The sequence below is a fragment of the Methanomicrobiales archaeon HGW-Methanomicrobiales-1 genome, from assembly GCA_002839675.1.
In the GTDB taxonomy this organism is placed as follows: domain Archaea; phylum Halobacteriota; class Methanomicrobia; order Methanomicrobiales; family Methanospirillaceae; genus Methanoregula.
The window spans coordinates 172,135-197,978 of the sequence record PGYM01000003.1 but is presented as its reverse complement, the minus strand read 5'-3'; the positions used below and the strand labels follow the sequence as shown (position 1 = coordinate 197,978).

Annotated in this window: 21 protein-coding genes and 1 tRNA gene; 16 read left to right on the top strand and 6 right to left on the bottom strand. The window is 49.7% G+C overall.

Going from position 1 to position 25,844, the window contains the following annotated elements; genetic code table 11:
* Positions 1–174 precede the first annotated feature (174 nt).
* The 3 genes from CVV30_10430 (at position 175) to CVV30_10420 (ending at position 1,967) form a co-directional block, all read left to right on the top strand.
* On the top strand, positions 175–918 hold the full coding sequence (locus CVV30_10430; protein ID PKL68330.1) for a hypothetical protein: 744 nt from the start codon (positions 175–177) through the stop codon (positions 916–918).
* A 76-nt stretch (positions 919–994) separates the two neighbouring features.
* A complete protein-coding gene (locus CVV30_10425; protein ID PKL68530.1) occupies positions 995–1,222 on the top strand; it encodes a hypothetical protein in 228 nt (75 codons plus the stop codon).
* A gap of 220 nt (positions 1,223–1,442) precedes the next feature.
* Positions 1,443–1,967: a hypothetical protein gene (locus tag CVV30_10420; protein PKL68329.1), complete on the top strand. Its 525-nt coding sequence runs from the start codon at positions 1,443–1,445 to the stop codon at positions 1,965–1,967.
* Positions 1,968–2,157: 190 nt separating this feature from the next.
* Here CVV30_10420 and CVV30_10415 read toward each other — a convergent pair.
* Positions 2,158–2,242 (bottom strand) — tRNA-Leu (locus tag CVV30_10415).
* Between the two features lie 199 nt (positions 2,243–2,441).
* Here CVV30_10415 and CVV30_10410 point away from each other — a divergent pair.
* The 5 genes from CVV30_10410 to CVV30_10390 are packed head-to-tail and all read left to right on the top strand — an operon-like array spanning position 2,442 to position 9,289.
* The gene (locus tag CVV30_10410) at positions 2,442–3,446 is read left to right on the top strand and encodes an asparagine synthase (protein ID PKL68328.1); all 1,005 of its coding nucleotides are present in this window, start codon (positions 2,442–2,444) and stop codon (positions 3,444–3,446) included.
* Complete coding sequence (locus tag CVV30_10405; GenBank protein ID PKL68327.1) at positions 3,436–3,705, top strand: Asp-tRNA(Asn)/Glu-tRNA(Gln) amidotransferase subunit GatC; 270 nt, start codon at positions 3,436–3,438, stop codon at positions 3,703–3,705. Before CVV30_10410 ends, CVV30_10405 begins: the two co-directional genes overlap by 11 nt.
* The gene (gatA, locus tag CVV30_10400) at positions 3,705–5,006 is read left to right on the top strand and encodes an Asp-tRNA(Asn)/Glu-tRNA(Gln) amidotransferase GatCAB subunit A (GenBank protein PKL68326.1); all 1,302 of its coding nucleotides are present in this window, start codon (positions 3,705–3,707) and stop codon (positions 5,004–5,006) included. Before CVV30_10405 ends, gatA begins: the two co-directional genes overlap by 1 nt.
* A complete protein-coding gene (locus tag CVV30_10395; GenBank protein ID PKL68325.1) occupies positions 5,007–6,455 on the top strand; it encodes an Asp-tRNA(Asn)/Glu-tRNA(Gln) amidotransferase GatCAB subunit B in 1,449 nt (482 codons plus the stop codon).
* 5 nt (positions 6,456–6,460) lie between these two features.
* On the top strand, positions 6,461–9,289 hold the full coding sequence (locus CVV30_10390) for a DNA topoisomerase I (protein ID PKL68324.1): 2,829 nt from the start codon (positions 6,461–6,463) through the stop codon (positions 9,287–9,289).
* Between the two features lie 9 nt (positions 9,290–9,298).
* Here the strand turns inward: CVV30_10390 and CVV30_10385 are convergent, their stop codons facing one another.
* Positions 9,299–9,667 (bottom strand): response regulator, encoded by a 369-nt coding sequence (locus CVV30_10385; GenBank protein ID PKL68323.1) that lies wholly within the window; start codon positions 9,665–9,667, stop codon positions 9,299–9,301.
* Positions 9,668–9,728: 61 nt separating this feature from the next.
* Positions 9,729–12,620 carry a hypothetical protein gene (locus CVV30_10380; GenBank protein ID PKL68322.1) on the bottom strand — a complete coding sequence of 964 codons (2,892 nt, stop codon included), beginning with the start codon at positions 12,618–12,620 and terminating at the stop codon, positions 9,729–9,731.
* A gap of 136 nt (positions 12,621–12,756) precedes the next feature.
* On the opposite strand from CVV30_10380, the gene CVV30_10375 reads away from it, so the two are divergent.
* The 6 genes from CVV30_10375 (at position 12,757) to CVV30_10350 (ending at position 18,697) form a co-directional block, all read left to right on the top strand.
* On the top strand, positions 12,757–13,443 hold the full coding sequence (locus CVV30_10375; GenBank protein ID PKL68529.1) for a geranylgeranylglyceryl/heptaprenylglyceryl phosphate synthase: 687 nt from the start codon (positions 12,757–12,759) through the stop codon (positions 13,441–13,443).
* A 7-nt stretch (positions 13,444–13,450) separates the two neighbouring features.
* Complete coding sequence (locus CVV30_10370; protein PKL68321.1) at positions 13,451–14,194, top strand: RNA methyltransferase; 744 nt, start codon at positions 13,451–13,453, stop codon at positions 14,192–14,194.
* A 625-nt stretch (positions 14,195–14,819) separates the two neighbouring features.
* Positions 14,820–15,026, top strand: a complete 207-nt coding sequence (locus tag CVV30_10365) for a hypothetical protein (GenBank protein PKL68320.1) — start codon at positions 14,820–14,822, stop codon at positions 15,024–15,026.
* 27 nt (positions 15,027–15,053) lie between these two features.
* Positions 15,054–15,608, top strand: a complete 555-nt coding sequence (locus CVV30_10360) for a dCTP deaminase (protein PKL68319.1) — start codon at positions 15,054–15,056, stop codon at positions 15,606–15,608.
* A 169-nt stretch (positions 15,609–15,777) separates the two neighbouring features.
* Entirely contained in the window at positions 15,778–17,610 is a 1,833-nt protein-coding gene (locus CVV30_10355; GenBank protein PKL68318.1) for a threonine--tRNA ligase, read from the top strand.
* A 550-nt stretch (positions 17,611–18,160) separates the two neighbouring features.
* Positions 18,161–18,697 carry a hypothetical protein gene (locus tag CVV30_10350; GenBank protein ID PKL68317.1) on the top strand — a complete coding sequence of 179 codons (537 nt, stop codon included), beginning with the start codon at positions 18,161–18,163 and terminating at the stop codon, positions 18,695–18,697.
* Between the two features lie 43 nt (positions 18,698–18,740).
* On the opposite strand, the gene CVV30_10345 is transcribed toward CVV30_10350, so the two are convergent.
* Positions 18,741–18,929 (bottom strand): hypothetical protein, encoded by a 189-nt coding sequence (locus tag CVV30_10345; protein PKL68316.1) that lies wholly within the window; start codon positions 18,927–18,929, stop codon positions 18,741–18,743.
* A 61-nt stretch (positions 18,930–18,990) separates the two neighbouring features.
* On the opposite strand from CVV30_10345, the gene CVV30_10340 reads away from it, so the two are divergent.
* Both CVV30_10340 and CVV30_10335 read left to right on the top strand, forming a co-directional pair.
* On the top strand, positions 18,991–20,235 hold the full coding sequence (locus CVV30_10340) for a hypothetical protein (GenBank protein PKL68315.1): 1,245 nt from the start codon (positions 18,991–18,993) through the stop codon (positions 20,233–20,235).
* Positions 20,232–22,397, top strand: coding sequence for a hypothetical protein (locus tag CVV30_10335; protein ID PKL68314.1), 2,166 nt, complete (start codon positions 20,232–20,234; stop codon positions 22,395–22,397). The genes CVV30_10340 and CVV30_10335 overlap by 4 nt, the downstream gene beginning before the upstream one ends.
* A gap of 23 nt (positions 22,398–22,420) precedes the next feature.
* Here the strand turns inward: CVV30_10335 and CVV30_10330 are convergent, their stop codons facing one another.
* Together CVV30_10330 and CVV30_10325 are read right to left on the bottom strand one after the other, a co-directional pair.
* Positions 22,421–23,770, bottom strand: a complete 1,350-nt coding sequence (locus CVV30_10330) for a hypothetical protein (protein PKL68313.1) — start codon at positions 23,768–23,770, stop codon at positions 22,421–22,423.
* Between the two features lie 731 nt (positions 23,771–24,501).
* Complete coding sequence (locus tag CVV30_10325; protein PKL68312.1) at positions 24,502–25,764, bottom strand: hypothetical protein; 1,263 nt, start codon at positions 25,762–25,764, stop codon at positions 24,502–24,504.
* Positions 25,765–25,844 lie beyond the last annotated feature (80 nt).

Here is a 25,844-nt window from a genome sequence, read left to right as displayed (position 1 = left end):
ATAAAGGTATGATGATCTTTGCTCCTGACAGGACACATTTTTATTGGTTTTTCTGCGAAGGGTATTCAATCTGAATAGCTCAATACTCCCCTAGAATAATTCCGGCAGAAGCACTTCAGAGGATCTTAAAAAGCAGATATCCGTGCACATGCCGGATACAGGGTTGTGTAAAAAATGGATAAAATCATCAGGATCACCTTAGGATTGATTATCGTTCTCCTGGTAGCATTTGTTGCCAGTGTGTCCTATACAGGATTTGTGGAGCAGGCGTACCGGACATCGTTATCCAGCACGTATGACTATAGTTGTACAATCACCACAGATTCCCCCCTCACCAATGTGACATTCTTCATTCCGGTTCCGGCAGATCCTGCCGGAAATTCCCCTATTGTGGCACGATACAGCGCACAGGAGATTGATGGTCGCCCCGCTGATTGGAAAGTGACCTTGTTTGATACCGGAAAAGCAACACTTGCAAAGATCACAACACCGGCAATTATACCCCCGAAAGAAACCAGTTCTTCCCATCCATATACCATCAGGCTCTCAATAACCACGGATTCAAAAACAGTTATCGATACCCAGACACCTGTTGAAAGAGGAGTGATGTTCCGCCCGGTTCAGGATATAAAGAAAGTGAATTGCCCTGCTGTTACTACCGAATCCGTTGGAGAGCCCCTGTGTTACCAGTACGTAATTCCGGTATACGCAGATTACCAGGCACCGATGAATGCATCGGTCAGTATCGCTTCCAGCCTGAGCGGAAAGAACAGCTGGAAGATCTTTGAGCCACAATTCAATGAATATGATGCAGATATCAGTGTCCTGATGTTTGGTGAAAATCATGGCTGGACAGTAATGAAAGGTACGCTTCAAAGCAACCTGGGCGTGAAAAATGTCCCAGCATCATCCCCATGATTTTTTTGTTGATCTCCGCCATAAATCCAATCGCCCATCAAAATTCCTGAAAAGTCAGAGAAAGTCTGCCATGATAATGCCAAACCAAAATAATGGAAGGAACCGTCAGGCTATTCAACCCGGCTGTGTGGTTGATATAATCTTAAAAGAAGATCAGCAAAGTGGAAAGAAGACCCGCGGCATTGTTAAAGACATCCTCACCAACTCCCTGACGCATCCTCACGGGATTAAAGTGCGGATCAAAGATGGTCGTATCGGACGGGTCATTGCGATCATAACAACCAATGAGCAGAACCTGGATTGATTCACCCTGCAAGGGGTTACCGATGCCCGTTCATAAGGTTCCGTGATCACCCGAAGGGATTAAAACCCTGATTTTCTGATTTTATTATTCCAGGTGCATTGCATTTTTCCAAAGGAAGATAATTCAATCCTTTTCAGGTTATTTCAAACCTGCAACATCCGGTTCATTCGCAAAACAAAGGGCTAATACAGTTACCTGCACAAAAGTAATTTCGAACACTATGAAGATCCTCATTGCGATAGCACCGGAAAAATTCAGAGATGAGGAACTGACCATTCCTGTTGCCAGTTTTCAGAAAGCTGGTATCGAATTCGATATCGCTTCCCTACGGCGTGGACCCTGTACAGGAATGCTGGGGGCGAAAACCACGGCAACACTTTCCTTTGAAGAGGTAGATCCGAAACGATATGAGGGTCTGATGATTGTCGGAGGATCTGGCTCCCAGACACATCTCTGGGATGATGATCTGCTCACTCCAATTGTGAAATTCTTCCACCAGTCCGGAAAGGTTGTTGCAGCCATATGCCTTGCACCGGCAGTGCTTGCGCGTGCAGGTATCCTGAAAGGGAAAAAGGCAACCTATTACGAAAGCCCCGCATCATTCAGGGAGATGAAGATTGGCGGCGCAGTGCTGACGAACGCACCCGTAGTCAAAGATGGGCGCATAATTACCGCAAACGGCCCAGCCGCTTCACAGGCATTTGCCGATGCAATCGTCAAGGCACTTACTTCTGTGGAATGGTAGACAGGAAGAAGGGTTATTTTTCCTTAACCTTTTTGATCATCTTGTTCTGGATAGCCGTATCTCCGATTGTTTCATTACAAAAACATAGCACTCTTTTTACACGACCGGTATTCCCATTGAACACCTTGCTCACAGAACGGATTGAATACGGATATGATTTGTGTAAAAGAATAACGAAAAGTTAAATTTATGCGAGGGATGCGATTCGAACGCATGAACCCCTGCGGGACTGGATCTTAAGTCCAGCGCCGTTGGCCGAGCTTGGCTACCCTCGCGCCTTATAGTATTAGATGCCTAGGTCAAAAAAGAATCGCAGGTTTGCCGTATTATAGGTCCATAAGGCATGCCAGGCGAATATACCCCATAGTCCAATGTTTCCTTATCCTGATTAGGTCTGAAAAAAAACCTCTGGAGATAGAGAGGAGAAACGCAAGAGCTCTTGAAGGTGAACATCCATATAATGATGAGTTACCGATGAGTGAACCTGAACTGGCCGGTTGGATCGAACTCAATGGAGTCCGGCTCAGCCGCATCGATATTGAGACAATCCTGCGGGACCACCCCCGCGAGATACTCCGTTGTGGAGGGGAGTTCTCTATCCAGGGGTACGGGTGCCGGGCCCGGGACCATTTCGGCGTAATGCAGGGCAACTGCCCCAAAGGTACACTTACCTGCGAGAGCGGGATGGTCGGGCAGATTATTCCCGACGTTAAGGATATGCCACTTGAAGATGCAATCGTCACTGCGGTAAAACTCCGCAGCGATGAAGGAGTGACCGCACTTTCCGGAGGGGTAGATTCGACCCTTGTTGCGCACCTTGCCGGGCGCGAATGCGTGGCAGTCGGCCTTGCAGGATCGCACGATCTCCGGCAGGCTCAGCATGCCGCAGACACGCTCATTCTGACCTGCACCCTGGTAGAAATACCACGTTCTGAGATCGCAGAAGCCCTTCCGTTAGTCATCGATACCATTCCCAGGAAAGACCCGGTTAATACCGGCATTGCCCTCACCCAGTATTTCATCACGCGCTGGGCCGGCGAACACGGCTACCATCGCATCATCACCGGACAGGCAGCGGATGAGATATTCGGAGGATATTCCCGCTATCTTGAGACCAATACTCTCGAAGCGGATCTTATCCGGGACTTTGCCGGTCTTGAACAGCAGGCAGAGCGCGACCAGTCTATCGCTGCCCTGCATGGCACGTACCTCTCCATGCCGTACCTGGATATGCGGGTCGTGCGCGCGGCACGGAAGATCCCGGCTGCGGAAAAAGTACAGGGAACTCGCCGTAAGGTTCCCTTAAGAACGGTTGCAGAACGCTTCATCGGCCCGGAACTCGCCTGGTACGAGAAGAAAGCCATGCAGTACGGGAGCGGGGTTGCAAAGGAACTCTCAAGTCTTGCCCGAAAAAATGGTTATAAAACATCCGTGCAAGATTACATAAACCACATAAGCAGGGTGGAACATGGTCACTGAAAAAGACGTGGAACATATTGCGGAACTTGCCGATATCGGCATCAATACCGGAGAACTGGACACTTTTACGCACCAGTTCAATGCAATTCTTGACTATTTCGATGTGCTCGATCTGGTCAAAGGAGACATCGCCATCACGCGCGATCTCACCAATATCATGCGCGAAGATGTTGTCGAGCCGTCCCTTCCCCGGGATGAGGTATTGAAAAACGCAGCTGCACAGGAAGACGGGTTCATCAAGGCACCGCGGGTGATGTAGTGGAATCTCACGAACTCACCTTCGAACCCGATGACCGGTACCATGCGTTTCTTACGATCTGCAAAAAAGCACCCTACGGCAAAGGAAAACTGTCCGGAATTGCTGTTGCAATGAAAGACAATATATCGACACGGGGCATCGAGACTACCTGTGCTTCAAAGATCCTCAAAGGGTATATTCCCCCGTATGATGCTCACGCGGTTGAACTGCTCCGGAATGCTGGTGCAGCCATCGTAGGCAAAACGAATATGGACGAGTTCGGGATGGGAACAACTACCGAAAACTCAGCGTTTGGCCCCACCCTTAACCCCTGCGATACCGGTCGTGTACCCGGGGGATCCTCAGGGGGCAGTGCCGCAGCGGTTGCCAGCAATATGGTGCCGATGGCACTTGGGACAGATACCGGTGGTTCCATCCGCTGTCCGGCCGCATTTTGTGGGATTACCGGCCTGAAACCAACCTATGGTCGGGTTTCACGCTTCGGCCTGATCGCATACTCAAATTCCTTAGAACAGATTGGCCCTATGGCAAAAACGGTAAGCGACGTTTCCACCCTTATGGGAGTCATTGCCGGCAAAGACCGCCACGATTCTACCAGTTATGACCGACCATACACCCATACACCGGTCGCGGACATAAAAGGATTAAAGATCGGCATCCCCGGAGAATATTTTGGCGAGGGTGTTGACCCGAAGGTTGCCGGGGTTGTCAGAACAGCCATCAGCCGGCTCGAAGAACTCGGTGCAACAACGGTGCCGTGCAGTATCCCCTCCATGAAGTTTGCGCTTGCCGCATACTATGTCACCTGTACCTGCGAAGCCAGTTCCAACCTCGCACGGTTCGATGGTGTGCGGTATGGCCCGGCTGCAGATTCCAAGAAGTCATGGCACGAGGCCTACAAGGAAGTCCGCAGGGCCGGTTTCGGCACCGAAGTGCGCCGCAGGATCATGCTGGGAACATTTGCCCTCTCATCAGGATATTACGGAAAATACTATGCAAAAGCACAGGTTGCCCGCGAGAATGTGAAAGCCGATTTCACCCGGATCTTTTCCGAAGTCGACCTGATTGCAGGGCCTACGATGCCCTCCATCGCGTTCAGACTCGGCGAGAAGAGCGACCCGCTCTCCATGTACCTGTCCGATATCCTGACCGTCCCGGCCAATCTTGCCGGCATCCCTGCTATCTCAGTTCCTTGCGGAAAAGTTGACAATATGCCCGTAGGACTCCAGATCATGGGACGTCCATTCGAAGACGAGCGCGTGATCGATGCAGCATTTGCTTATGAACAGGCGGTGAACTAAATGGCAGAAGACCAGGTGATTGTCGGGCTCGAAGTGCACTGCCAGCTGGACACAAAGAGCAAGCTCTTCTGCGGTTGCTCCACCGATTACCGTGACGATGGCCCAAACACGCATGTCTGCCCGGTCTGTCTCGGGCTTCCCGGCGCAATGCCCGTGCTCAACAAGCGTTCAATTGAGTATGCAATGAAAGTGGCAAAAGCACTGAACTGCACCGTTCTCCACGAATCTGAGTTTTCCCGGAAAAATTATTTCTACCCGGACCTTGACAAGGCATACCAGATCACCCAGTACGACAAGCCGCTCGCCGAAGGCGGCTACCTTGAGATCGAGAGTGACGAAGGCGGAGAACGGCGTATCCAGCTCACCCGTATCCATGTCGAAGAGGACCCGGGCAGGCTCGTTCACATGGGCAATGCCGAGCGGGGCAAGTATTCGCTCGTGGATTATAACCGGGCCGGCATCCCGTTAATCGAGATAGTATCCGAACCGGATATGCGCTCTCCTAAGGAAGCACGAAAATTCCTCAACAAACTCCGCGCCACCCTCGAGTACCTCAGCGTCTTTGACAGCGACAAAGAGGGATCGCTGCGAGTGGATGCAAACATCTCGATCAAAGGCCATGAGCGGGTAGAAGTCAAGAATATCAGTTCATATAAAGGGGTGGAAAAGGCCCTTACCTATGAAGTCACCCGTCAGAAGAATATGATCCGGCGGGGCCAGCGGATCGAGCGCGAGACCCGGCACTTCATAGAATCTACAGGTATCACCCAGTCCTCCCGTTCCAAAGAGCAGGAACACGACTACCGTTACTTCCCCGAACCGGACCTTCGCCCGCTCCACGTGCAGTCCTGGGTGGCAGGTATTGTGCTGCCGGAACTTCCCGATGCACGCCGGGAACGGTTCATAGCACAATATGGCTGCTCCTTAAACCATGCCCGCACCTTAACCGGAGAACTCAAACTGGCAAACTTCTTTGAAAAAGTTGTTGCCGCAGATCCCAAAGGACTCTCGACTCTTGCCGCCACCTGGATTGCAGATACCCTGATCGGCGAACTGAATTATCGCAGCATGAGCCTTGAGCGGGTGGATGCAGCAGGAATTACTGAACTTGTCGGTATCCTGAAACAGGGGACAATCACCGATAAGAGCGGTATCGAAGTGCTCCGGGTTATGCTCGACCAGCGTCTGAAAGACGAGCCGACTGAGACACCCGCGGCTATCATCACGCGTCTGAACCTGGCAAAGACCACCGGAGACAACAGCGCGATCCTCGCCGCCATCGAAGAAGCCATCACAGAAAATCCCAAGGCACTTGAGGATTACCGGGCAGGAAAGGGAGGGGCACTTAACTTCCTTGTCGGGCAGGTCATGAAAAAGACAAGAGGAAAAGCAGATCCCGGCGAATTAAACCGGCTCCTCACCGAAGCGTTAGCAAAGCGGGAGGGGTAATCACCGTGCACCTGATTGTTGCTGAAAAGAACATTTCTGCACGCCGCATCGCAGAGATCCTCGGTCATGGAAAGAGGATAGTCGAAAGCAAGGATGCCGGCGTTTCGACGTATAGTTTCGGCGATACCACAACCGTTGGTTTACGGGGGCACGTGGTCGAGATCGATTTCGTTCCAGGATACAGTAACTGGCGCAGTGAAGAATTCAAACCTCGTAGCCTTATCGATGCAAAAACGATCAAGATCCCCACCGAACGAAAGATCGTCTCTCTCCTCCAGAAACTGGCACGAAAAGCAGACCGTATCACCATTGCAACGGATTTTGATACCGAAGGGGAATTGATCGGAAAGGAAGCCTACGAACTCGTCCGTGCGGTCAACTCGAAAGTTATTGTTGACCGGGCACGTTTCTCTGCGATCACCGCACAAGAACTCACACACGCTTTCTCTCATACTACGGAACTCGATTTTGCCCTTGCTGCAGCAGGAGAGGCCCGGCAGTCTATTGATCTCATGTGGGGCGCAGCACTTACCCGGTTCATCTCGCTTGCCGCACGGCGTGGCGGGCAGAATATTCTTTCGGTGGGCCGGGTACAGAGCCCAACATTGACCATGATCGTGGACAGGGAGAAAGAGATCGAAGCCTTTGTCCCGGAGAAATACTGGCAGATCTCGCTCCTGACCGAAAAAAGCGGCGAAGCCATTGAAACCCGGCATACCCACGGGCGTTTCCATGAAAAAGGCGAAGCGCAACTCGCCCATGACCGGACAAAAGCACCACTCGTGGTCACCGATATAAAAACCGGGACAAAGCAGGACAGGGCACCTTCGCCATTTGATACTACCAGTTACATCGTTGCTGCCGCACGCCTTGGGTTTTCCGCAGCCAATGCAATGCGGATTGCCGAAGACCTGTACATGAACGGGTATATCTCCTACCCAAGGACGGACAATACGGTCTATCCCCCATCCTTGGACCTGGATGGAATATTAAAAGATATCCGGAACTCCCCATTTAAAAAAGACGTGGAATGGACCATGGCAAACCGCCGGGCAGTTCCAACGCGGGGGAAGAAATCCTCCACCGATCACCCCCCAATCCACCCGGCCGGCCCGGCTACCCGCGAGGCGATCGGTGACGACGCATTCAGGATCTATGAACTGGTGCTCCGCCGCTTCCTTGCCACACTCTCTCCCGATGCACAATGGAAGACGTTAAAAGTCCTCTTTGTCGCAGGAGGCGAAGAGTACACAGCAACCGGAGGGCAGCTCATCGAACCCGGCTGGCATACAGTCTACCCGTTCAGCGAAGCAAAAGAGATGATCCTGCCGGAATTTGTTACCGGGGAACATCTTCCTATCAAAAAAATTACTCTCGATGAGAAAGAGACCCAGCCACCGGCACGGTTCACCCAGAGCAAGCTGATCCAGATGATGGAAGAACTCGGCCTTGGCACCAAAAGTACCCGCCATGAAGTGATCGCAAAACTCGTGTCGCGCAAGTACGTGGAAGGCACCCCGCTACGCCCTACACTTGTCGGCAGGGCGGTCATCGAATCCTTAGAGCAGCATGCGGACATGATCACAAAACCCGATATGACCCAGACGCTCGAATCGCACATGCAGCAGATCAAGGAGAGCAACCGGACCCGGGAAGATGTGATCAAGGAATCGCAGAAAATGCTCCACCAGGCATTCGATCAACTCGAGGCAAACGAGCAGATCATCGGCGATGATATCCGCGACAGGACTGCCGAAGAGATGAATCTCGGGAAATGCCCGGCCTGCGGCGGCACTATTGCGATCAAGCACATGCGGGGCAATGCACAGTTTATCGGCTGTTCCCGGTATCCCGAATGCACCTTCAATATCGGCCTTCCCAATGCGCAGTGGGGTTTTGCCGTCCGCACGGATGAGATCTGTGAAAAGCACCAGCTCAACTTTGTCCGTCTTATCCGGAAAGGTGCCCGCCCCTGGGATATAGGTTGTCCGCTCTGCCACCAGATCAACTCCAACAGGGAATCGCTAGCCGAGATCGCATCCATGACTGATCTGCTCGCGACAAAAATCCTGGCAAAGCACGTGTATACCGTGGCGGAGATTGCACGCAGCACACCCGAACAGATGGCAAAAAAACTCGATATTTCTCGTGATGCAGCACAACAGCTCATCAGCGATGCCAGTTCCGTACTCGATAAACTGCGCCGCCGATCCGAATGCCGCAAATTCCTGCGTGAGCGCATTATCCCCCGGAAAGGACGCAGTTCGGCAAAGATCCTTACGTCTTTAAAGGAACTCGGCATTACTGAATTGTTCGGGCTTGCACACACCGATACTGCAACATTGAAAAAAGCAGGGGTAAGTGATGGCGAGGCTGAACTGATCCTCACCGAATCAAAACTCATGTATTATGGCCAGGTGCTCAAAGAGATCGGCATTCCCGCAGTCAGCCTGAAAAAATACCTTGCTGCGGGAATAATGACACCGGAGATGTTCTGTGAACGCACTCCTGAAGCCTTGAGTAAACTCGCAGGTGTTTCACCAGCTACAGTGCAACGACATGTGGAGATGGTCTGCACCTACCTCAACAAACCACAACCCAAAAAGGTGCCGAAACTCAGAATAGTAAAAGGCAAAAAAGAACTGCTTGCGATCAAAGGTATCACTGATACGGTTATTGAAAAACTCTCCCATGCGGGAATCACCACTGCCGCAACCCTGCTTGTGGCGGATGCAGGAACCGTGGCAGCTGCTTCGGGAATCACCGTACAGAAAGTAAAGGATTTTCAGGCAGCGATCCAGAAAAAGAAGGATACAGCAATTATCCAGATCTGATAGCAATACTTATTTTTTTAAAGCGAGTGAAATGGCGACGCGAAGATCGTTATCCTCGAAAGGTTTGATAATAAATCCTTCTGGGTTTGTATCCTTCGCCCGTTCGATCGTGGCACCATCCGAGTGGGATGTAACATAAACAACGGGAATGTTGAAATCTTTTTTAATCAGTTTTGTTGTTTCGATACCATCGATAGGGCCCTGTATGTTAATATCCATCAGGACGAGATCGGGCTTGTGTTTCGCCACAAGTTCCACGGCCTCTGTACCGGTGACTGCCCGACCGCAGACAATGTAGCCAAGGTTTTTTAACCGCCAGTCTTCAACCCGTGCAATGATATCATCATCTTCAACAATAAGGATCTTTTCACCAGACATTTACATCCCGCTCCCTGTATATGATTAAGAATGTATCTGCATAATATGCTTACCGCCTTTTTTAATCCCGGGGAAACCGCCAGGTGCCGTTCGGGATACAGATTTCGAACCGGGCACCCTTCCCGAAAATTCCGTTTTCTTCAATGGTTATACCGGTTATAGCCAGAATTTCTGCAGTCAGGAACAGGCCCATGCCGGTATTCTTTCCAACGCCGCGTTTAAAGATCTCGAGTTTTTGTCCGATGTCAACACCAACACCATTATCCTCAAAAACAAGGGAGAGGCCCTTATCGGAAATCTGGGGATATATCGAAATTGATGTGATCGTTACTCCATACCGGATTGCATTATCAACGAGGTTATAAAACACTTTTTCCAGTAAAGGATCCGCATAAATCTCAATTTTTTCGAACTCTATGCAAAAGATGATCCCGGACTTCTGGAAATTCTGCAGGACATTGTGAAGAATGATATCAATATTCTGCCATTGCGGGAAGTGGACACCAACTTCCTGGTACTCCCGGGTAAACGTGATATGGCGCTGGATGACCCGGGTGAGATCCTTGATGTCATTGAGGAACAGTTCCCGCTCTTCAGGAGAGTTCGTTGCTTTTGCCATATCGACACACCCCAGTAATCCGGTGATGGTGTTGAGAATATCATGCCGGGTGATCTGGTTCATCAGGTTCAGTTTTTTATTAGCAATATCGATAGCATCTTCAACCCGTTTTCGTTCAGTGATATCCCGCAGGATCCCATAAATTCCCACCGGGTTTCCCGATATATCGAGCCGCAGGGAACTCTTTTCCTCGAACCAGTAGATTGTTTCCCATTTGTCCACGATCCTGAACTGGGAAACAAACTGGGCACCTTTTTCCAGTTCCTGAGACATCGTGCTCTCCACTCGCCGGATATCACCGGGATGAATGAGAATACCGAGTGATTTCCCGATCACCTCTTCCACAAGGAAACCATATTTGTTGACCTGCGGCGAGACATAGGTAATTATCCCATCCATATCCGTAGAGAAGAGAATGTCTACGGTGTTTTCCGTGAGTGCACGATATTTTTCCTCACTATCCTTGAGTGCCTCTCCGATAAGTTTCTGGTCAGTGATATCCGTGATGGTACCGACCCAGCCATCAAGATTCCCCTGCTTATCGATCAGAGGCATGATCTGGGCAAAAAGCCAGTAGGCATTTCCATCCGGGTGGATGTACCGTGCTTCAGCTCCGGACGTTCTGTGTTCCCGGGTTGCCGGACCAATTTCACTCATCACACGACCCCGTTCTTCCTGCGGGAGGAAATCTCCCCAGTGTTTACCTTGGATCTTTTCCAACCAAATCCCGGTAATTTTTGTGAATGTCTCATTCACAAAGGTGACAATGCCGGCTGAATCCATCCGGAAAAAACCTACAGGTGATGCATGCAGAATGCCGGTAAGCAGTTTTGTGGTTTCCTCAAGTTCTTCACCGAGCCTTGTTCGTTCAGTGACATCAACAACAATCCCACGGAAGCCGGTAATCTTACCTTCCTTTTTAATGAGGGATGTCAAGACAATAGCCTTCATAAATGTGCCATCGGAACGCTGTAATGAGTAAACTTCTCCCAATGAGGATGAACCTGTCAAAATAGCAGCAAGTCCGCGCTCCATCTGCTGGATATTGTCCGGGGATAAATAACGCCGTACATTTATACCTCCGGCGATAATTTGTCCGGTAACACCGAACAGGTCAACACCGGCTTTATTGACATAGGTAAGATTCCCGGTTGTATCCATTTCAAAAATGATCATCGGCAGCTGTTCTGCCAACTCCCTGAACCGTGTCTCGCTTGCCTGGACCTTCTGTTGTGCCTGTTCGGTAGTCTCCAGCATCCGGTTAATTTCTCCGGCAAGACCCGAGAACTCATCATCTCCACCAATTTCCACCCGGTTTGATGTTCGTGTTTTGTTCCCGATACCGTGCACCTGCAGCATAAGAGCACTCATCCGGGAGAGCACCAGCCGGTCGAGCAGGAACATTACAACCAGGCCAAAGACAAGCCCGGTAATGAGGATAATGCCGATGAACCTAAACGTCGTTGTTAAACCCTGCTGGTAAATGCTGCGGGGATCACTGATGCCAAGGATAAGAGTATCCTTTCCATAGATATCACTGATAAGTGCATAACCCGCTATGGTGTCCCGGTCAAGTGGCTGGATTATCCAACCATCACCGGGTTTTATTTCCTGAAGGCTGCGTGACAGGGCCGGGGGGAGGGTGGGGTCATCCATTCGGAATAATTCGAGCGAGGGGCGGGTAAGCTGCGCCAGGCGGCTCACTTCCGGGGGGTCAAGATAGCGACCCATAATCACAACGCCCTGCGGTTCACCGGAATAATCCGTTCTGACAATGGGACGGGATGCGATGATCATCGGGTGATCGGCAAGCAGTATAATACCGTGGGTTGCTTTCCGGGGATTCGTAAAATCCATGAGAGGGTTTTCCGGACCAAGCTGAGCCATGAGTTCCCCCGGAACAGGCACCATGGTCCCACTGCTGAAATTATATGCACCGGAATAGACGACTTCCCCCTTCCGGTTCGTGATAATGATGGTATTTACCCGGAGATTATTGTACGTATCCGGAGCGAGATTAGATCTAATGAAATCGGGTTTCGTTCCTCCTACAAAGCTGTAGGTGTCATCCCAGGGCCCCCAGTCCGAGACTATTGTTGAGAGGGTGTTGGCCTCCTCATCGATTCTTATCACCGCCTGCTGGAGATCCTTTACCGTGTACTGCTGTTCAAGATCGGTATAACTGGAAAGTATCACAAACGATGAAAAAATGCTGACCAGCGTCATGAGTACGATCAGGAGAGCAATAAAAATGAGCGCGGTTTTCTGCTGGAGGTTCATAAGAATCGTCGGGTATGTTTTCCGTTTCAGTTTATGGCTTAAATAGTATACCATTCAAGAAAGGAGAGAGATGAGAAACTGCAATTTCTGTGATTAAACCTGGGCACGGACTGGTTATTACCGGATAGTAACCATGAAAAGAATGCCATCCGGTTTATGGGGAAGCACAACAAATAGTGTGTGAATTATGATGAAGTGGAAAGACTGGGTGCATGTGACCAAACTGGATCCTGACAAACAGCTGAGGCCGGGCGACATAGATGCAATCGCTGCCAGCGGTACCGATGCCCTCATGCTCTCGGGCACCCTCAACGTAACGAAAGAGAACCTTGCCGCATTACAAAAACAGGTAAAGGCATATGATCTCCCCCTTGTTATGGAGCCGGCAGGGCCTGAGGCAGTCCTTGTGCAGGGAATCGACTATGTTTTTGTTCCCAGCGTATTGAATTCAACGGATGTGCAGTGGATTGTGGGCAAACACCGGGCATGGGTGCAGCAGCAGAAGAGGAATATTCCCTGGGACGCGGTTATTCCCGAAGCGTACATTGTGCTCAACCCGAATTCCTCCGTAGGCAAGGTTACAAAGGCGGTCTGTGACCTGAAAGCAGAAGAAGTCGCAGCCTACGCGGCAGTTGCTGACAATTACTTCCATTTTCCGATAATCTATATCGAGTACAGTGGAATGTTCGGGGATCCAAATATTGTGAAGGCTGCATCGGAAGCGCTTGATAATTCCATCCTTTACTATGGCGGAGGCATTAACTCTGCCGAGAAGGCGGCACAGATGAGCAAATATGCCGATACGATTGTTGTCGGCAATGCGGTCTATGATCAGGGCGCAGCGGTTTTGAAAGCAACCGTGGACGCGATCCAGTAATTTTTTTATGCCCGAGATTGATATCGTCCTTGTCGAGCCTATCTATGAAGGTAACGTGGGATTTGCGGCACGGGTGATGAAGAACTTCGGGTTTCACCGGCTCGTACTTATCAATCCCTGCAAGATGGGAAATGAAGCCGATGCCCGGGCATCGCACGCGTTTGACGTACTCCACGGTGCGGAAGTCTGTACGATTGAAGATGTGTTTGCCCGGAGCAATATTGTCATTGCCGCCACCGGCACGGTGAGCAAATCGGTCTGTCGTGCCATGCGGATGCCGTTTTATTCGCCCAAAGAGATCCGTGAGCGGATCAAGGACACCGATGGGCGCATTTCGATCCTCTTCGGGCGGGAGAACTGGGGTCTCAATAACGAAGAGGTAAAGCGCAGCGATATGATCTGCACGATCCCGACTGCGGAGGAGTACCCGATCCTGAATCTCTCACATGCCGTAGGGGTCGTCTGCTATGAACTTGCAAACATGCCGCTGCCCAGTATAACCCTCTGTCCTGCAAATGACATGGCGCACCTGTACCAGCATATAGACCGGTATCTCGACGAGATCCATCATCCGGAGTTCAAGCGCGAGAACACGATGATCCTGATCCGGCGGATCCTGGGACGGACGAACCTGACGATCCGCGAGGCGAGCACCCTGCATGGCCTGTTGCGCAGGAGCGAGTGGCATATCGACCCGTCGCTGCTGGACCGGGATAAGACGGGAAGGCAGAATCTTGAGGATGATGAGTAGGACGAATATGTTACCCGGAACACTCCGGTAAAGCAGTTTTGGCGATCACGCTCAAAACGGGTGCACGAATCCAGCGTACCTTTTTCACTTGCCAAAAATACGTCATTTTGCGTGTACTGCACCACTCACTGCACCACTTAGCCCCTTCAGATCACGTTTCAACCAGACCCTGTTCAAACCATTTTAACCACACTTTGCCTGGAAATTTTCAATCAAACCTTGATTTTTTATTTTCAATCGACCCACGACCCCCGCATGAAAAATTTCAATCGCGATCATAAGGTGTCAGTTAAGTAACCGTGGCACGGATAATTATCCGCGGCGCGGATGTACAACTGACACTGGATTTTTTTCTCCGGTGAGAACATTTCGGACCATTCGTGTTTTTCCCGGAAAAATCACGCATCCCGAATTTTTGAAAAATTTTTCATCGCGATCATGATCGCGTTTGAAATCCTGTAACCGATCAATCAGACCATGATTGAAATTTTCCGGGCAGACCCTGGTGAAAAATATTTCAGCAGACTTTGATTGAAAATGGCAGCAATTTTGGGAATATTCATGCGAACAACAAACCTGCGAGTCTGTAACGCCCGCACCATATTCAGAATCCTGCACATCAGTTTTGCACCACCATGATATTTTTGTGGTGCAGATGAACCCGAAGGAATCGGGTGTTGAGAAATTTGAGAGCCCATGGGTGATCTTCAATGCACGGTTTCAAAAACACGCCTCCGGGTATGACACAGTCGCTTTTTCAAAATTCCAGAGCGGATACTCAGGAAGAATCACCAATGTACACCAGTACCCCGGTGCGCAGAATCTCTTATGAGCGATCAAATCCCATCCTATCAGCACAATGATCCTTGTGGACTGGCAGCTCCTTGACCGCATAAGCAGGGGCTTTATCCGGATTGAACCGTACGACCCCGCCCTCGTGCAGCCCAACTCTCTCGATATCCGGCTCGGCAACCATTTTGTCTGGTACAAGCCGGGCAAGGCCGTGATCGACCCGTATAACCAGGACAGCGTTACATCCGAAGTGGAAGAGGTGCACGCGGACTCGTTTATCCTGAATCCCGGCCAGTTCATTCTTGCTGATACACTGGAGACCATCGAGCTTCCCGACAACATCGTTGCAACGATTGAAGGAAAGTCAAGTATCGCCCGGCTCGGGGTCACCCTCCACCAGACCGGAGGCTGGATCGATGCCGGGTTCCGGGGCACCATTACCCTTGAGATGGCGAATGTGAATGCCCGGCCGGTGAAAGTGTATGCAGGAATGCCCATCGGGCAACTCGTCTTTTACACTACGGAGCGGGCGGAGAGACCGTACTTCAAAAAATACGATGCGAAATATCTCGACCAGCGACAGGCAACCCTCTCGCGGTATCACGAGAACCTGAAAAAATAAACCATTTTCCGCAATCGCAGAAAATACTCATGGACTGGAACGATACCATCCTACCTTAATTCAGGAAATGCTTTTTTTATATCCCGGTAAAACTGCATCGGGTTAACCACTATAAATACGATAAAAACTCATTTTATACGAATGATCATTTCGGATCGGAGATGAATTAATGCGACTTCTTCTCATTCATTCTGACTATATCGAATACGAAGCTAAAAAGAAGACAAAGATCGCCGAAGAGTGCACGGTCCTTTCCGACAGGGAAGAAGAAGCACTCACTGTTTTCTGCGCCGTGGAATCGATCGATGAAGAAGACCTTGATGGCGTTGTCCTCCAGGCCATTGCTGAAGTAAAGAAAACGGCGGGACAGGTCAACGTCACTAAGATCGTTGTATACCCGTACGCCCACCTCTCCAGCGATCTCTCCTCACCGGAAACTGCGGTTACCGTGCTCAAGGCCCTCAAGACAGGTCTTGAAGGCGAAGGATTTGCCGTCAAGCGTGCACCCTTTGGCTGGTATAAATCCTTCAAACTCTCCTGCAAGGGCCACCCGCTCTCCGAGCTCTCCAAGACGATTGTTCCCGGAGAGATAACGGTCAAGAAGGAGAAGAAGGAAGTTACCCACGACTGGTTCGTTCTGACCCCGGACGGGAAGCAGCACGACTACAAGGAGTACCTCAACGACACGCCCTTTGGCTGCATGGTCAAGAAGGAACTCGGGGTTGCTGTCCCGGTCGGCGGCGACCCGGCCCACGTCGACCTGATGCGCTCAAAGGAGCTCGTGGACTACGAGCCCGCAAGCGATGTCGGCTGCCTCCGCTGGCTGCCCAAAGGCAAGATCGTCCGCGACCTGCTTGCCGATTACGTGCTCCGGCTCGTGCTGGACTATGGCGGTTCACCGGTCGAGACCCCGGTCATGTACGACCTTGGCGACAAGGCAATCTGGGAGCACGCCGCAAAGTTTGGCGAGCGCCAGTACCGCTTCAAGTCCAACAACCGGGACATGATGCTCCGGTTCGCGGCCTGCTTTGGCATGTTCTCGATCATGCGCGACATGCACATCTCGCCCAACCACCTCCCGATGAAGATGTACGAGCTCTCCACCTACTCCTTCCGCCACGAACAGAAGGGAGAAGTCATCGGCTTAAAGCGCCTCCGGTGCTTCACGATGCCCGACATGCACTCGCTCTGCCTTGACATGCCGCAGGCACTCACGTGCTTTGAAGAGCAGCTTGCCATGGGCTGGCAGACCGGCAGGGACTTCGAGACAGAGCTCGTTGCCGCATTCCGGTGCACGAAGGCATTCTATGACGAGCACGAGGCATGGGTCAAGAAGATTGTAAAGGAATCCAACTGCCCGATGCTCATCGAGATCCTCTCCGACCGGGTCCACTACTGGATAGCAAAGATCGACCTCGCCGCAATCGACGGCCAGAAGCGCCCGATCGAGAACCCGACCGTCCAGATCGATGTCGAATCCTCAACCCGGTTTGCTATCAAGTACCACAAGGAAGACGGGACCCCCGTCTACCCCCCCATTCTCCACTGCTCCCCAACAGGCAGTGTCGAGCGGGTTATCTGCGCAATCCTGGAAAACATCTCCACGCAGGAAGTCCCCGCCCTCCCCACGTGGCTCTCACCAACGCAGGTCCGGGTCATACCCGTGACCGAAAAGCACATCGCGTTTGCTGAAGAACTGGTAACAATGATCAACGCCGCACAGGTCCGGTGCGATATTGATGACCGGAACGAGACGATGGGAAAGAAGGTCAGAGAAGCCGGTATGGACTGGGTCCCCTATGTCATTGTAGTCGGTGACGAGGAAATCGCATCCAAGAACCTGACCGTCACCGTCCGGAAAAAATCCCAGCCCAACAAACCGTTCAAGGAGCAGCTCTCAGTCGAAGCCCTGATTGCAGCGGTGAAAAAGGATACTGATGGAAAACCATTCCGCCCGTTGTATACTCCCCGTAAGCTTTCCCTGAAAGCCCGGTATATCTGATTATCTTTTTTTTTTCATTATGGACACTTCTTTGAGGAGTGCATTTCAACATATCCCGATATTATCTGTCTCACATACTCTGTTAACGGAATGTTCAGGATTTGCTTCCTCAGCACCATCAGGACAAGCCATTTTTCTCAAGGTCGGGAGGGTAGTGTCCTGAGAGTACAAAAAGAGGAAATGCTGCCGGTCTTCCCCGGACAAACGCGCATGGGAAATAGGGTACAATAAAGGAGGAATTTCCAGAATTCCTGATAGGATTTGCGGGCCGGATTTTCCGGGTCGCGGGATTTTCAGGAATTAGTATTTATGTTATTTTATTTTAACCAGGACCAGATGAATTCTCCATTTTCTAAAAATTTCTGAAAAAAACAGATACATGGCCGGAAAAATAGTGTTCAGGTTTCGCGAGACAATGCATTGATTGCAGGAAAATCTGCCTGTTTTTCCCAAATATATGCTTGGTTCAAAAATTGAACCATAGACCCGGGTTTAATAGTTGTGAAATTATTTTATGAATTGATCAAAAGATCAATGGAGTGCAAAAAGTATGAAAACAAAATCATTAATTCTGTTTAGCGTGTTGATCATTGCGTTGGCCGCGATGGCTGTGCCGGTGATGGCGGCAGATAATTCTATAATTCATGCGCAACTGGATTCAACGGGTACAGTTTCTATTGCAAATACTTCAATTACATTTCCCGCCGCCCTATTAAATACTACTGTGAATGTGATCGAACCCAGTACTTCTGATACACCCGCTACGTTATTGTTTACCACAAATGATGCTGCATGGAATGTTAAGGTCTATGGGTCCGATGGTGGAAAGTTGAAATCCGGATCTGATACCCTGACATGGCCTCTAATGGTAAAAGAGATGACCACTCAAGGTTTTACTGGGGGTAGTGAAATTACCGAATATGCAAGCATAACAGGTACTCCAGGTACGATACTGTTTTCAGGGACCGGATATATTGCATCAACGAATATTGATTTAGGTATTAAGCAGGTGGTTAAGCTTGCTGATGTTGCCCATTCCGATTATACAGCCACCATAACATTTACGTACGGGGCAGGTCTCTCCTGATTATATTCCAACTTTTTTTTGATTTCGAGAAATATCACCTATCTTAATGGAGATCAACTAATGATAGATAAATGTTTGAGAATCTTTCTTCGACAATCTTAAGAATACATCTTTTTATATTATTCATTAAGAGGTAGTGTATGGTAAATCGCAGCGACAGAGTTTCAATAGCAAAATGGATAGCAATTCTCAGTATTTTGATGGTTTTTTGTGTTATACCGACATCAGCCATCACGGTTACCGGAACAAGGTATATAGGAAGTATTCCTGCCGGGGGAACGGGAACTCACGGAATGACAATCGGGATTGGACAAAACGAAAATCCCACAGATGTGTCTGTGGAAGTGATGGGGCTGGGGCAGGATCTGGATCAGACGTATACAACCATTGATCCTAGAAGTGATACAACCCCCTATTCTGCCCGGACATTTATATCCCTTGACAAGACCCTGATTCACCTCAAACCAGGTATCCCCGAAAAAGTAACAGCCACAATCACACTTCCTAAAGATGTGGGTTCTGGAGGAAGATATGCATCGATTTACATCTATGCTGTCCCTGCACAAGGGCAAATCGGGCAAACGATGACGACGGCAGCAATAGTCCCCGTTGCAATCACGATTTCCGGAACGACCCCCACAATTACTGGAAGTATAACCTCCGTGGATGTTGGAGAAGTGGTTGTCGGCCAGCCGATTAGCGTGACGACTTCTTTTAAAAACACCGGAAATTATTATGCCGTTTCTCCGATTAACCAAGTAAAAATCCTTGATTTAAAGGGTAATATTATCGCTAACAGTTCAACGGCACCCTCGGGATATGCCGTTATACCGGGGAACACAGTACAGTATGTATTGAAGCCAGATGCAAAAACTCTTCAGCAAGGATCCTATACAATAGATTCAAAGATCCTTCTCGCAAGCGGCAAGGTTCTCGATGAGAAGATGACCCCATTCACGGTAAAATCAAATTATGTACCTCCGATTACCGAGTCCAATATCACGCTCACACCGGGAAGCGCAGGAACCCTGACTTCCCCGGATAGCCGGTACTCGGTATCGTTCCCGCAAGGTGCGGTACTCGGAGATGCCGTTGTTACCTTGAAACCGTACTCCAATGAAAAACTTCATGCAGCTCCGGCAAATGCAAAACTGGGGGCAACCAGTTTTGAGATCACCGGGCTCTCCGGTTTGCTCAGCAAGGACGCCACGGTCAAGGTCAAATACTCGGCAGACGATCTCACAGCTGCGGGAGGAGATGTCTCAAAGTTAAAACTCTCATATTATGATGCCGCCCAGAATGCATGGGTCATCCTGCCCACACAGGTAGATTCAACCGGTATGATCCTGACAACGACAACAAATCACCTGAGTGTCTGGGCAGTTATGGTCTCATCCTCAACAACCGGTAGTCCGGCCTCAGTGAGTGCACCAGTGGCAACAACTGCTAAGGGTTCCCCACTTCCTCTGACAGTAATCCTCATCTCACTTGCCATCGCAGTGTTGGCGGCCGGATATCATACCGGGAAAAAGAAATGATTGAAAAAAAAATTTTATTTTTATTTATTCTCTGCTTTTCAATCGGGTTAACTTCAGGTCTTTTCTGGACACCCGCTGACGCGGCAAACGTAATGATCTCCGGATCTGTTCCCCTTGACGCTTTTAATATATCTGCCACAGGAATCGGGTCCGACACCGCTAACATTACATGGAAAACCAACGGCGATTCAAACAGCATTGTCAGCTACAGTCTTGATACCAGTTATAGTCTAACCAAAACAAATACAACAATGTCCAGTTCCCACCTAGTCCAGCTGGACGGTCTCTCGTCATTCACGACATACCATTACCGAGTGAAATCAACCACAAGTGACGGACTCTCCACAACAAGTACCGACACCATCTTCAAAACCACTCGTCCCACCGGCACAACCGTCGAATCCAAAACCGCAGATACCACGGTATCAGGTGTTTCCACAGCAACAACAGCCAGCGGTGCACAGCAGGTAAACATCAGCACATCCTCCCTTTCGGGTTCCGCAACCGCCCAGAAAACAGATGCTACGACGATGACAATTACAAACCCGGCAACCGGCTGGGATTCAATGAAATATATCGGGACAGATGTCGTTACGGATTCTAGTACGAATACCTATAGTGTCAACAACATCCAGAGCGTGGTAATGACGACAACCCCGGTTACTGCGGACCTTGGCGGGAATCTCGGGACTGCCAGCGCTCAGATTGATGTCGCCCTGACCAAACCGGTCTCCGGTGTCGCAGTCCAGCAGAATATCATCCAGGGCGCAACAACGTCGGCTGCCAATGCTTTCCAGGTTGCTGCAACCAGCAGCAATCTCAATATCAAGTCGGTTGCCTATACGGTTGAATTCACAAACACTGCGGCCCTCAATGCCAACCTGGGCAGCGCCGGTGTCACTCTTTATCTGGGCGTTTCCGATGACTGGGTTGAAGCCAATGGAGGCACTGGAAACGTAAAGATCTTCCGGTTCGGGGATGATGGGAGAAAAGAACCCCTCAGCACGACTTATGATCACCATTCAGGCTCCACTACTTATTTCAAGGCGGTCTCTCCCCACGGGCTCTCGACCTTTGGCATGACCGCCGTTGCTTCCACGAGTAGTGGCGGAGGGAATAACGGCGGTGGGACGAATACCGGCAGTTTCAGTGATAGTGGGAGTGACAGCGGCCTGACGAGCCGTTCCAGTCCTGTTCAGCAGGCACTAGCCCCGGTTATTCAGGAGATCAACAAGTTCTTCCTGGCTCCATTCCAGAAGTCGGGGGTAACAAAGCAGCCCATTTCGGTTGACGGATTGACCGTTATACCCGGTCCTGCAGGCACCCAGAAAATCCGCCTCGCAACTGCGCTTACAGAAAAATCCGGTGCAACAATCTCCGTCACGAACAACCTGATCACCATCAGACATCCCGGCTTTACCCTCATCATGGAGACACGCGATACACCGGTCAGAGAGAACGGGGCGATAACCGGAACCATAAAGAGCATCGGGTTACGTACAACCCCTGTATCTGCAACATTAAGCACGGGTTCGGTCGCCTTCTCGCTTGATACACCGCTTGCCGCAGTTCCCGACAACGCGGCCATCACGACAACTATCTCAGAAACCATAAACCCGGATATGCGGAGTGCATATCAGGCCGCAGCCCTGAACAACAACAAACAGGTTGGGGACATTGCCTACAACGTTATCGTGGAAAAGACTGCTCTTGTCACCACCGGCCCTGCAACGGTCATGCTGACTATCTCTCCTGACTGGGTGATGACCCACGGCGGGACTAAATCGATAGGTATCGCCCACATTGCAGATGACGGAACTTCAGAGTTGCTTGCTACGGATTATTCCGGGATCGATGAGGCTGGCAACATTATCTTCCGGGCAACATCGCCAAAGGGCTTATCCGCATTCAGCCTGGTCAGCCTGAAAGACCAGTCTGCAGCGGCACAGACACCGGCTACGGTCCCGGCTTCCACGGCACCTGCATCCCAACAGCAGCCTCCCGGGGTCATCCAGAACCTTGCAGAAGTTATCGGGAAATTTGTTGCCGACAACCTCATCCTGGTCATCGGAATACTCACGATCATGCTGGCACTTGGAGTCGGAATAATCCTGTACGACCGTAAATCTGATATCAAGAAGAGACTTAAAAAGAAAGAGTGAGTGTGACGATAATAAAATTCACTTCACTCTTTTCGTTTCGGGAAACCTGAACTGCCATTTTGGTCTGCCATCTCTGCAAGAATATGATAGAATACCGACCTGAACTCATCCAGCTTCTGGCGGATATGCAACTTTCCGGTCTCGGTTGGGGAATACACTTTTGATTTCCCGATGGTACTTACCGAAAGATATCCCTTCTTCTGGAGATCGTACAACTGCGTATAGACCCGGGCCTTGGGAACCGACAGGTTGTAGCGTCCCCGGATCTCCTTGAGGATATTATACCCGGATATCGGCTTTTCCAAAAGGGAGAGAACAACCGGTTCCAGAATCTTCTTAACCGTTTCATCAACAACAGTCTGGGGGAGAAATGAGAGCGATTCAAGGGGAAACGACTGGTCCGCACACGATATGAGCGTCCCATAGCTGGTTGCTGCTACCACGCCGGGTATTTTCTCCGAGAGTTCTTTTATCAGAATATCGTCAGTCATCCCTGAATCGAGCGCGATAATTCCCGAGACCGGCACGCCGGATTTCCGGACTGCGATAACCTGATCAACAACCGCCAGGATATCTTCAGGTTCATACCGTTCTGAAAAATCGATAAGGAGCTTCAGGGGAACCGGGTATGCGCTTCCCGAAGAGGCTTGAACGTCCGACAGAATTTCTCTTAAGGGTGCGAGTTCGCCAGCTTTAATCCGGCAGACACGGATCTTCCCGTTCTGGATCTCGGAGAGAAAATTCCTGTGGGCCCTTGAGAAAGAATAGGCAAAAAAAAGGTCCCCCCGGGTTTTGAGGTTCCGTTCAATAAAGGAGGCGAAGACCTGCTCCTTAATCTCAGAATTACTATAGATCAGGAGGGCAACGTCATGAAAAAAACCCTTCACAAACAAAGTGCGGATATCTGAAAGACTGGAGTGGGGGCATCCGGTCCTGACAGGAGTCTCTGCCAGTCCTGCGGGAATTGCCGGCGGTTCCGACAGCCTGTCCTGCAGCTCAGCAGCTTTTCGGGATAACGCGATCTCGATTGCAACTTTCAGGTTCCGCTCGGTAAAGGGTTTGATCACATATCCGTAAGGGTTGACGTGTTTGGCTTGCTCTATGATTGCATCATCTGAATAAGAAGTGACGAATATTACCGGAATACCCAGCTCTTCTCTGATAATCCCGGCTGCATCAAGCCCATCCATCGTGCCGGGAATGTTAATATCCATTAAAACAACGTCAGGTTTTTTTTCACGTGCTTTTACGACAGCTTCATCACCGGTCCTGACAGCACACAGTGGAGAATAGTGCATCGTTTCAAGGATGTGCAAAAGGTCCATGCTGACAATCACTTCATCTTCAACGACAAGAATTGTCACATGGTCCATAGGGAATCTCCTTTACGGTCAGCAGAGAAGCAACATATACCGGTGTTTATACAAAGAATTGGCCGAATTGAAAACTGACGTTTAAAGATAATTATTGGATGGATTATGAAATCCATAAAGACTGTGAATATCCGGATGATCGGGAATAGTCTTCGGAATGCAACCCCATTATTGGTGGCAACTACCCGTTTTTTTGGGAAATTCACCGGCAGAATCATATCTCACTAATCCAATCGACTAATATGCTGGTTCCCCTAGAGGAAATGATTGATATTTCAGGGTTCATGCGAGGAGGAATTGACATTGGGTGTTTATCAGATCATTTTAGAAAATCTCAGTTATTGGATCTCCAGAGAAACGTAAGATTTGGATGAGCAGATTTCTGGTTTCTCAAATATCCAGTACAAAATAAAAATAGTTTTACAATATTAAATCGTTGCTATTTAATTCTGGCAATTGACATGAACATGGTGGGATTCTGCCATGCGGCACCAATCGCAAGGATCACACTGTTTTGGACATTTCATATGAAATCGTGGCAACTAAAATGCCCATCAATAATTGTCACTCTGGTGAATCCGGACTAATTTCCCCTTAAAAGAAGAGAAAATTTTAAGGCAGTCGCTATTTTCCGTCTCCCACATTTCCGTATTATGATGAAAATCAGGTAAAATAATGAGTGTTTTCAAGGAACTGTCGAGGATAAACAAGCCATCAAAATAACAAAAAAGTTACCCATCGTTTCCTTTCCCCGCCACACTGCGGGTTTTTGGAAGATGAATAGTAAACGTGCTCCCCAGGTTCACGATACTATCCACACTGATATAACCGCCATGCATCTGGATGTATTTTTTTGCAATGGATAACGAGAGTCCAATCCGATCATATTTCCTGACGATAGTGCCGGAATCCGGAAGCTGGAAAGGTTCAAAAATCTCATCAAGCTGGGTATTGGTAATTCCAATCCCATTATCCTGGATCGCTATCCGGTGCATCTTGTCTGAAGCACTGGACTGATACGAAACCCGGATCTTTCTTGGGGGTTTTGAATAGTTGACCGCATTTGAGAGCATAGACTCAATTACCGTCGATATTTTACCGGCATCCGCATCGAACGTGATATTGCGAGGAATATCAATCGTTATGTCCGCTTTTGTGGCATATCCTCCTGCATCAATGATCGACTGGATCATTTCCCCGGGAGAGAAAATCGAGTAATTCAACGGGATCTTCCCTGCATCAAGTACAGAGAGTTCGGTAACCTGCTGGTAACGGGCATAATTTTCTTCTGCAGCCTGCTCAGCCAGTTTACGTTTGTTGAGATCGATCACCGAGCAGCTCACCTGATTGTCACTGACCCGTCGCCACGACAGATTAACCCAGAGTGGTTCTTTGTTCCTGCCAACGAACTGGGTTTCAAAATTATTCACATCCTCGCTCGAACCCAGGTACTCAAAGAATTTGCGCTGCTCTTCTTTGGATGCGAACAACTGGGGAAACGTCATGCCAATAAATTCTTCCGGTGTATACCCCAGCATCTGCGACAGGTAATTGTTGGTCATGCGGATTGCAAAGCTGTTCTGGTCAAACAGGACAATCCCCAGGAGCGAGGTCTCAAAGATACTCCGGTAACGTGCTTCGCTTCTGTTCACTTTTTCTGTAAAGTGTGCAACAACTGCTGAAATACAGATGAAAAGCACGGCCTGCCCGGTTGTGTAGATCAAAAGGCCGGTATCGGGGAAAAGGTAATCATAGGCCAGTATCTCATAGGCAACGGCACAAACTCCGGCAAGGATGAGGCCCCGTCTCGGGTAGAAATAGGTGGCATAGAGGATCGGAAAGTAAAAGAGCTGGGCATAGATTGTTCCGATGTTTGCGCGGAGGGATACGGCAGTGATAACAATACAACTGATCGTCAGGGACAAGATGACAATCATTCGTACAAGATCAGTATGGGAGACATTGATACGAGAAAATGAGGCATACCGATCCATGGATATTTTCGATGTTGATTGTATAAGAAGATAAAGATACTAGATTCTGTGACGCTAAATCACGTAAAACCAAATAAAAC

Coding starts and splice junctions, on each gene's coding strand:
- CVV30_10430 (PKL68330.1), top strand. CDS start 175: ATGGATAAAATCATCAGGATCACCTTAGGATTGATTATCGTTCTCCTG.
- CVV30_10425 (PKL68530.1), top strand. CDS start 995: ATGCCAAACCAAAATAATGGAAGGAACCGTCAGGCTATTCAACCCGGC.
- CVV30_10420 (PKL68329.1), top strand. CDS start 1,443: ATGAAGATCCTCATTGCGATAGCACCGGAAAAATTCAGAGATGAGGAA.
- CVV30_10410 (PKL68328.1), top strand. CDS start 2,442: ATGAGTGAACCTGAACTGGCCGGTTGGATCGAACTCAATGGAGTCCGG.
- CVV30_10405 (PKL68327.1), top strand. CDS start 3,436: ATGGTCACTGAAAAAGACGTGGAACATATTGCGGAACTTGCCGATATC.
- CVV30_10395 (PKL68325.1), top strand. CDS start 5,007: ATGGCAGAAGACCAGGTGATTGTCGGGCTCGAAGTGCACTGCCAGCTG.
- CVV30_10385 (PKL68323.1), bottom strand. CDS start 9,667: ATGTCTGGTGAAAAGATCCTTATTGTTGAAGATGATGATATCATTGCA.
- CVV30_10380 (PKL68322.1), bottom strand. CDS start 12,620: ATGGTATACTATTTAAGCCATAAACTGAAACGGAAAACATACCCGACG.
- CVV30_10375 (PKL68529.1), top strand. CDS start 12,757: ATGAAGTGGAAAGACTGGGTGCATGTGACCAAACTGGATCCTGACAAA.
- CVV30_10370 (PKL68321.1), top strand. CDS start 13,451: ATGCCCGAGATTGATATCGTCCTTGTCGAGCCTATCTATGAAGGTAAC.
- CVV30_10360 (PKL68319.1), top strand. CDS start 15,054: ATGATCCTTGTGGACTGGCAGCTCCTTGACCGCATAAGCAGGGGCTTT.
- CVV30_10355 (PKL68318.1), top strand. CDS start 15,778: ATGCGACTTCTTCTCATTCATTCTGACTATATCGAATACGAAGCTAAA.
- CVV30_10350 (PKL68317.1), top strand. CDS start 18,161: ATGAAAACAAAATCATTAATTCTGTTTAGCGTGTTGATCATTGCGTTG.
- CVV30_10345 (PKL68316.1), bottom strand. CDS start 18,929: ATGGCTGATGTCGGTATAACACAAAAAACCATCAAAATACTGAGAATT.
- CVV30_10340 (PKL68315.1), top strand. CDS start 18,991: ATGACAATCGGGATTGGACAAAACGAAAATCCCACAGATGTGTCTGTG.
- CVV30_10335 (PKL68314.1), top strand. CDS start 20,232: ATGATTGAAAAAAAAATTTTATTTTTATTTATTCTCTGCTTTTCAATC.
- CVV30_10330 (PKL68313.1), bottom strand. CDS start 23,770: ATGGACCATGTGACAATTCTTGTCGTTGAAGATGAAGTGATTGTCAGC.
- CVV30_10325 (PKL68312.1), bottom strand. CDS start 25,764: ATGGATCGGTATGCCTCATTTTCTCGTATCAATGTCTCCCATACTGAT.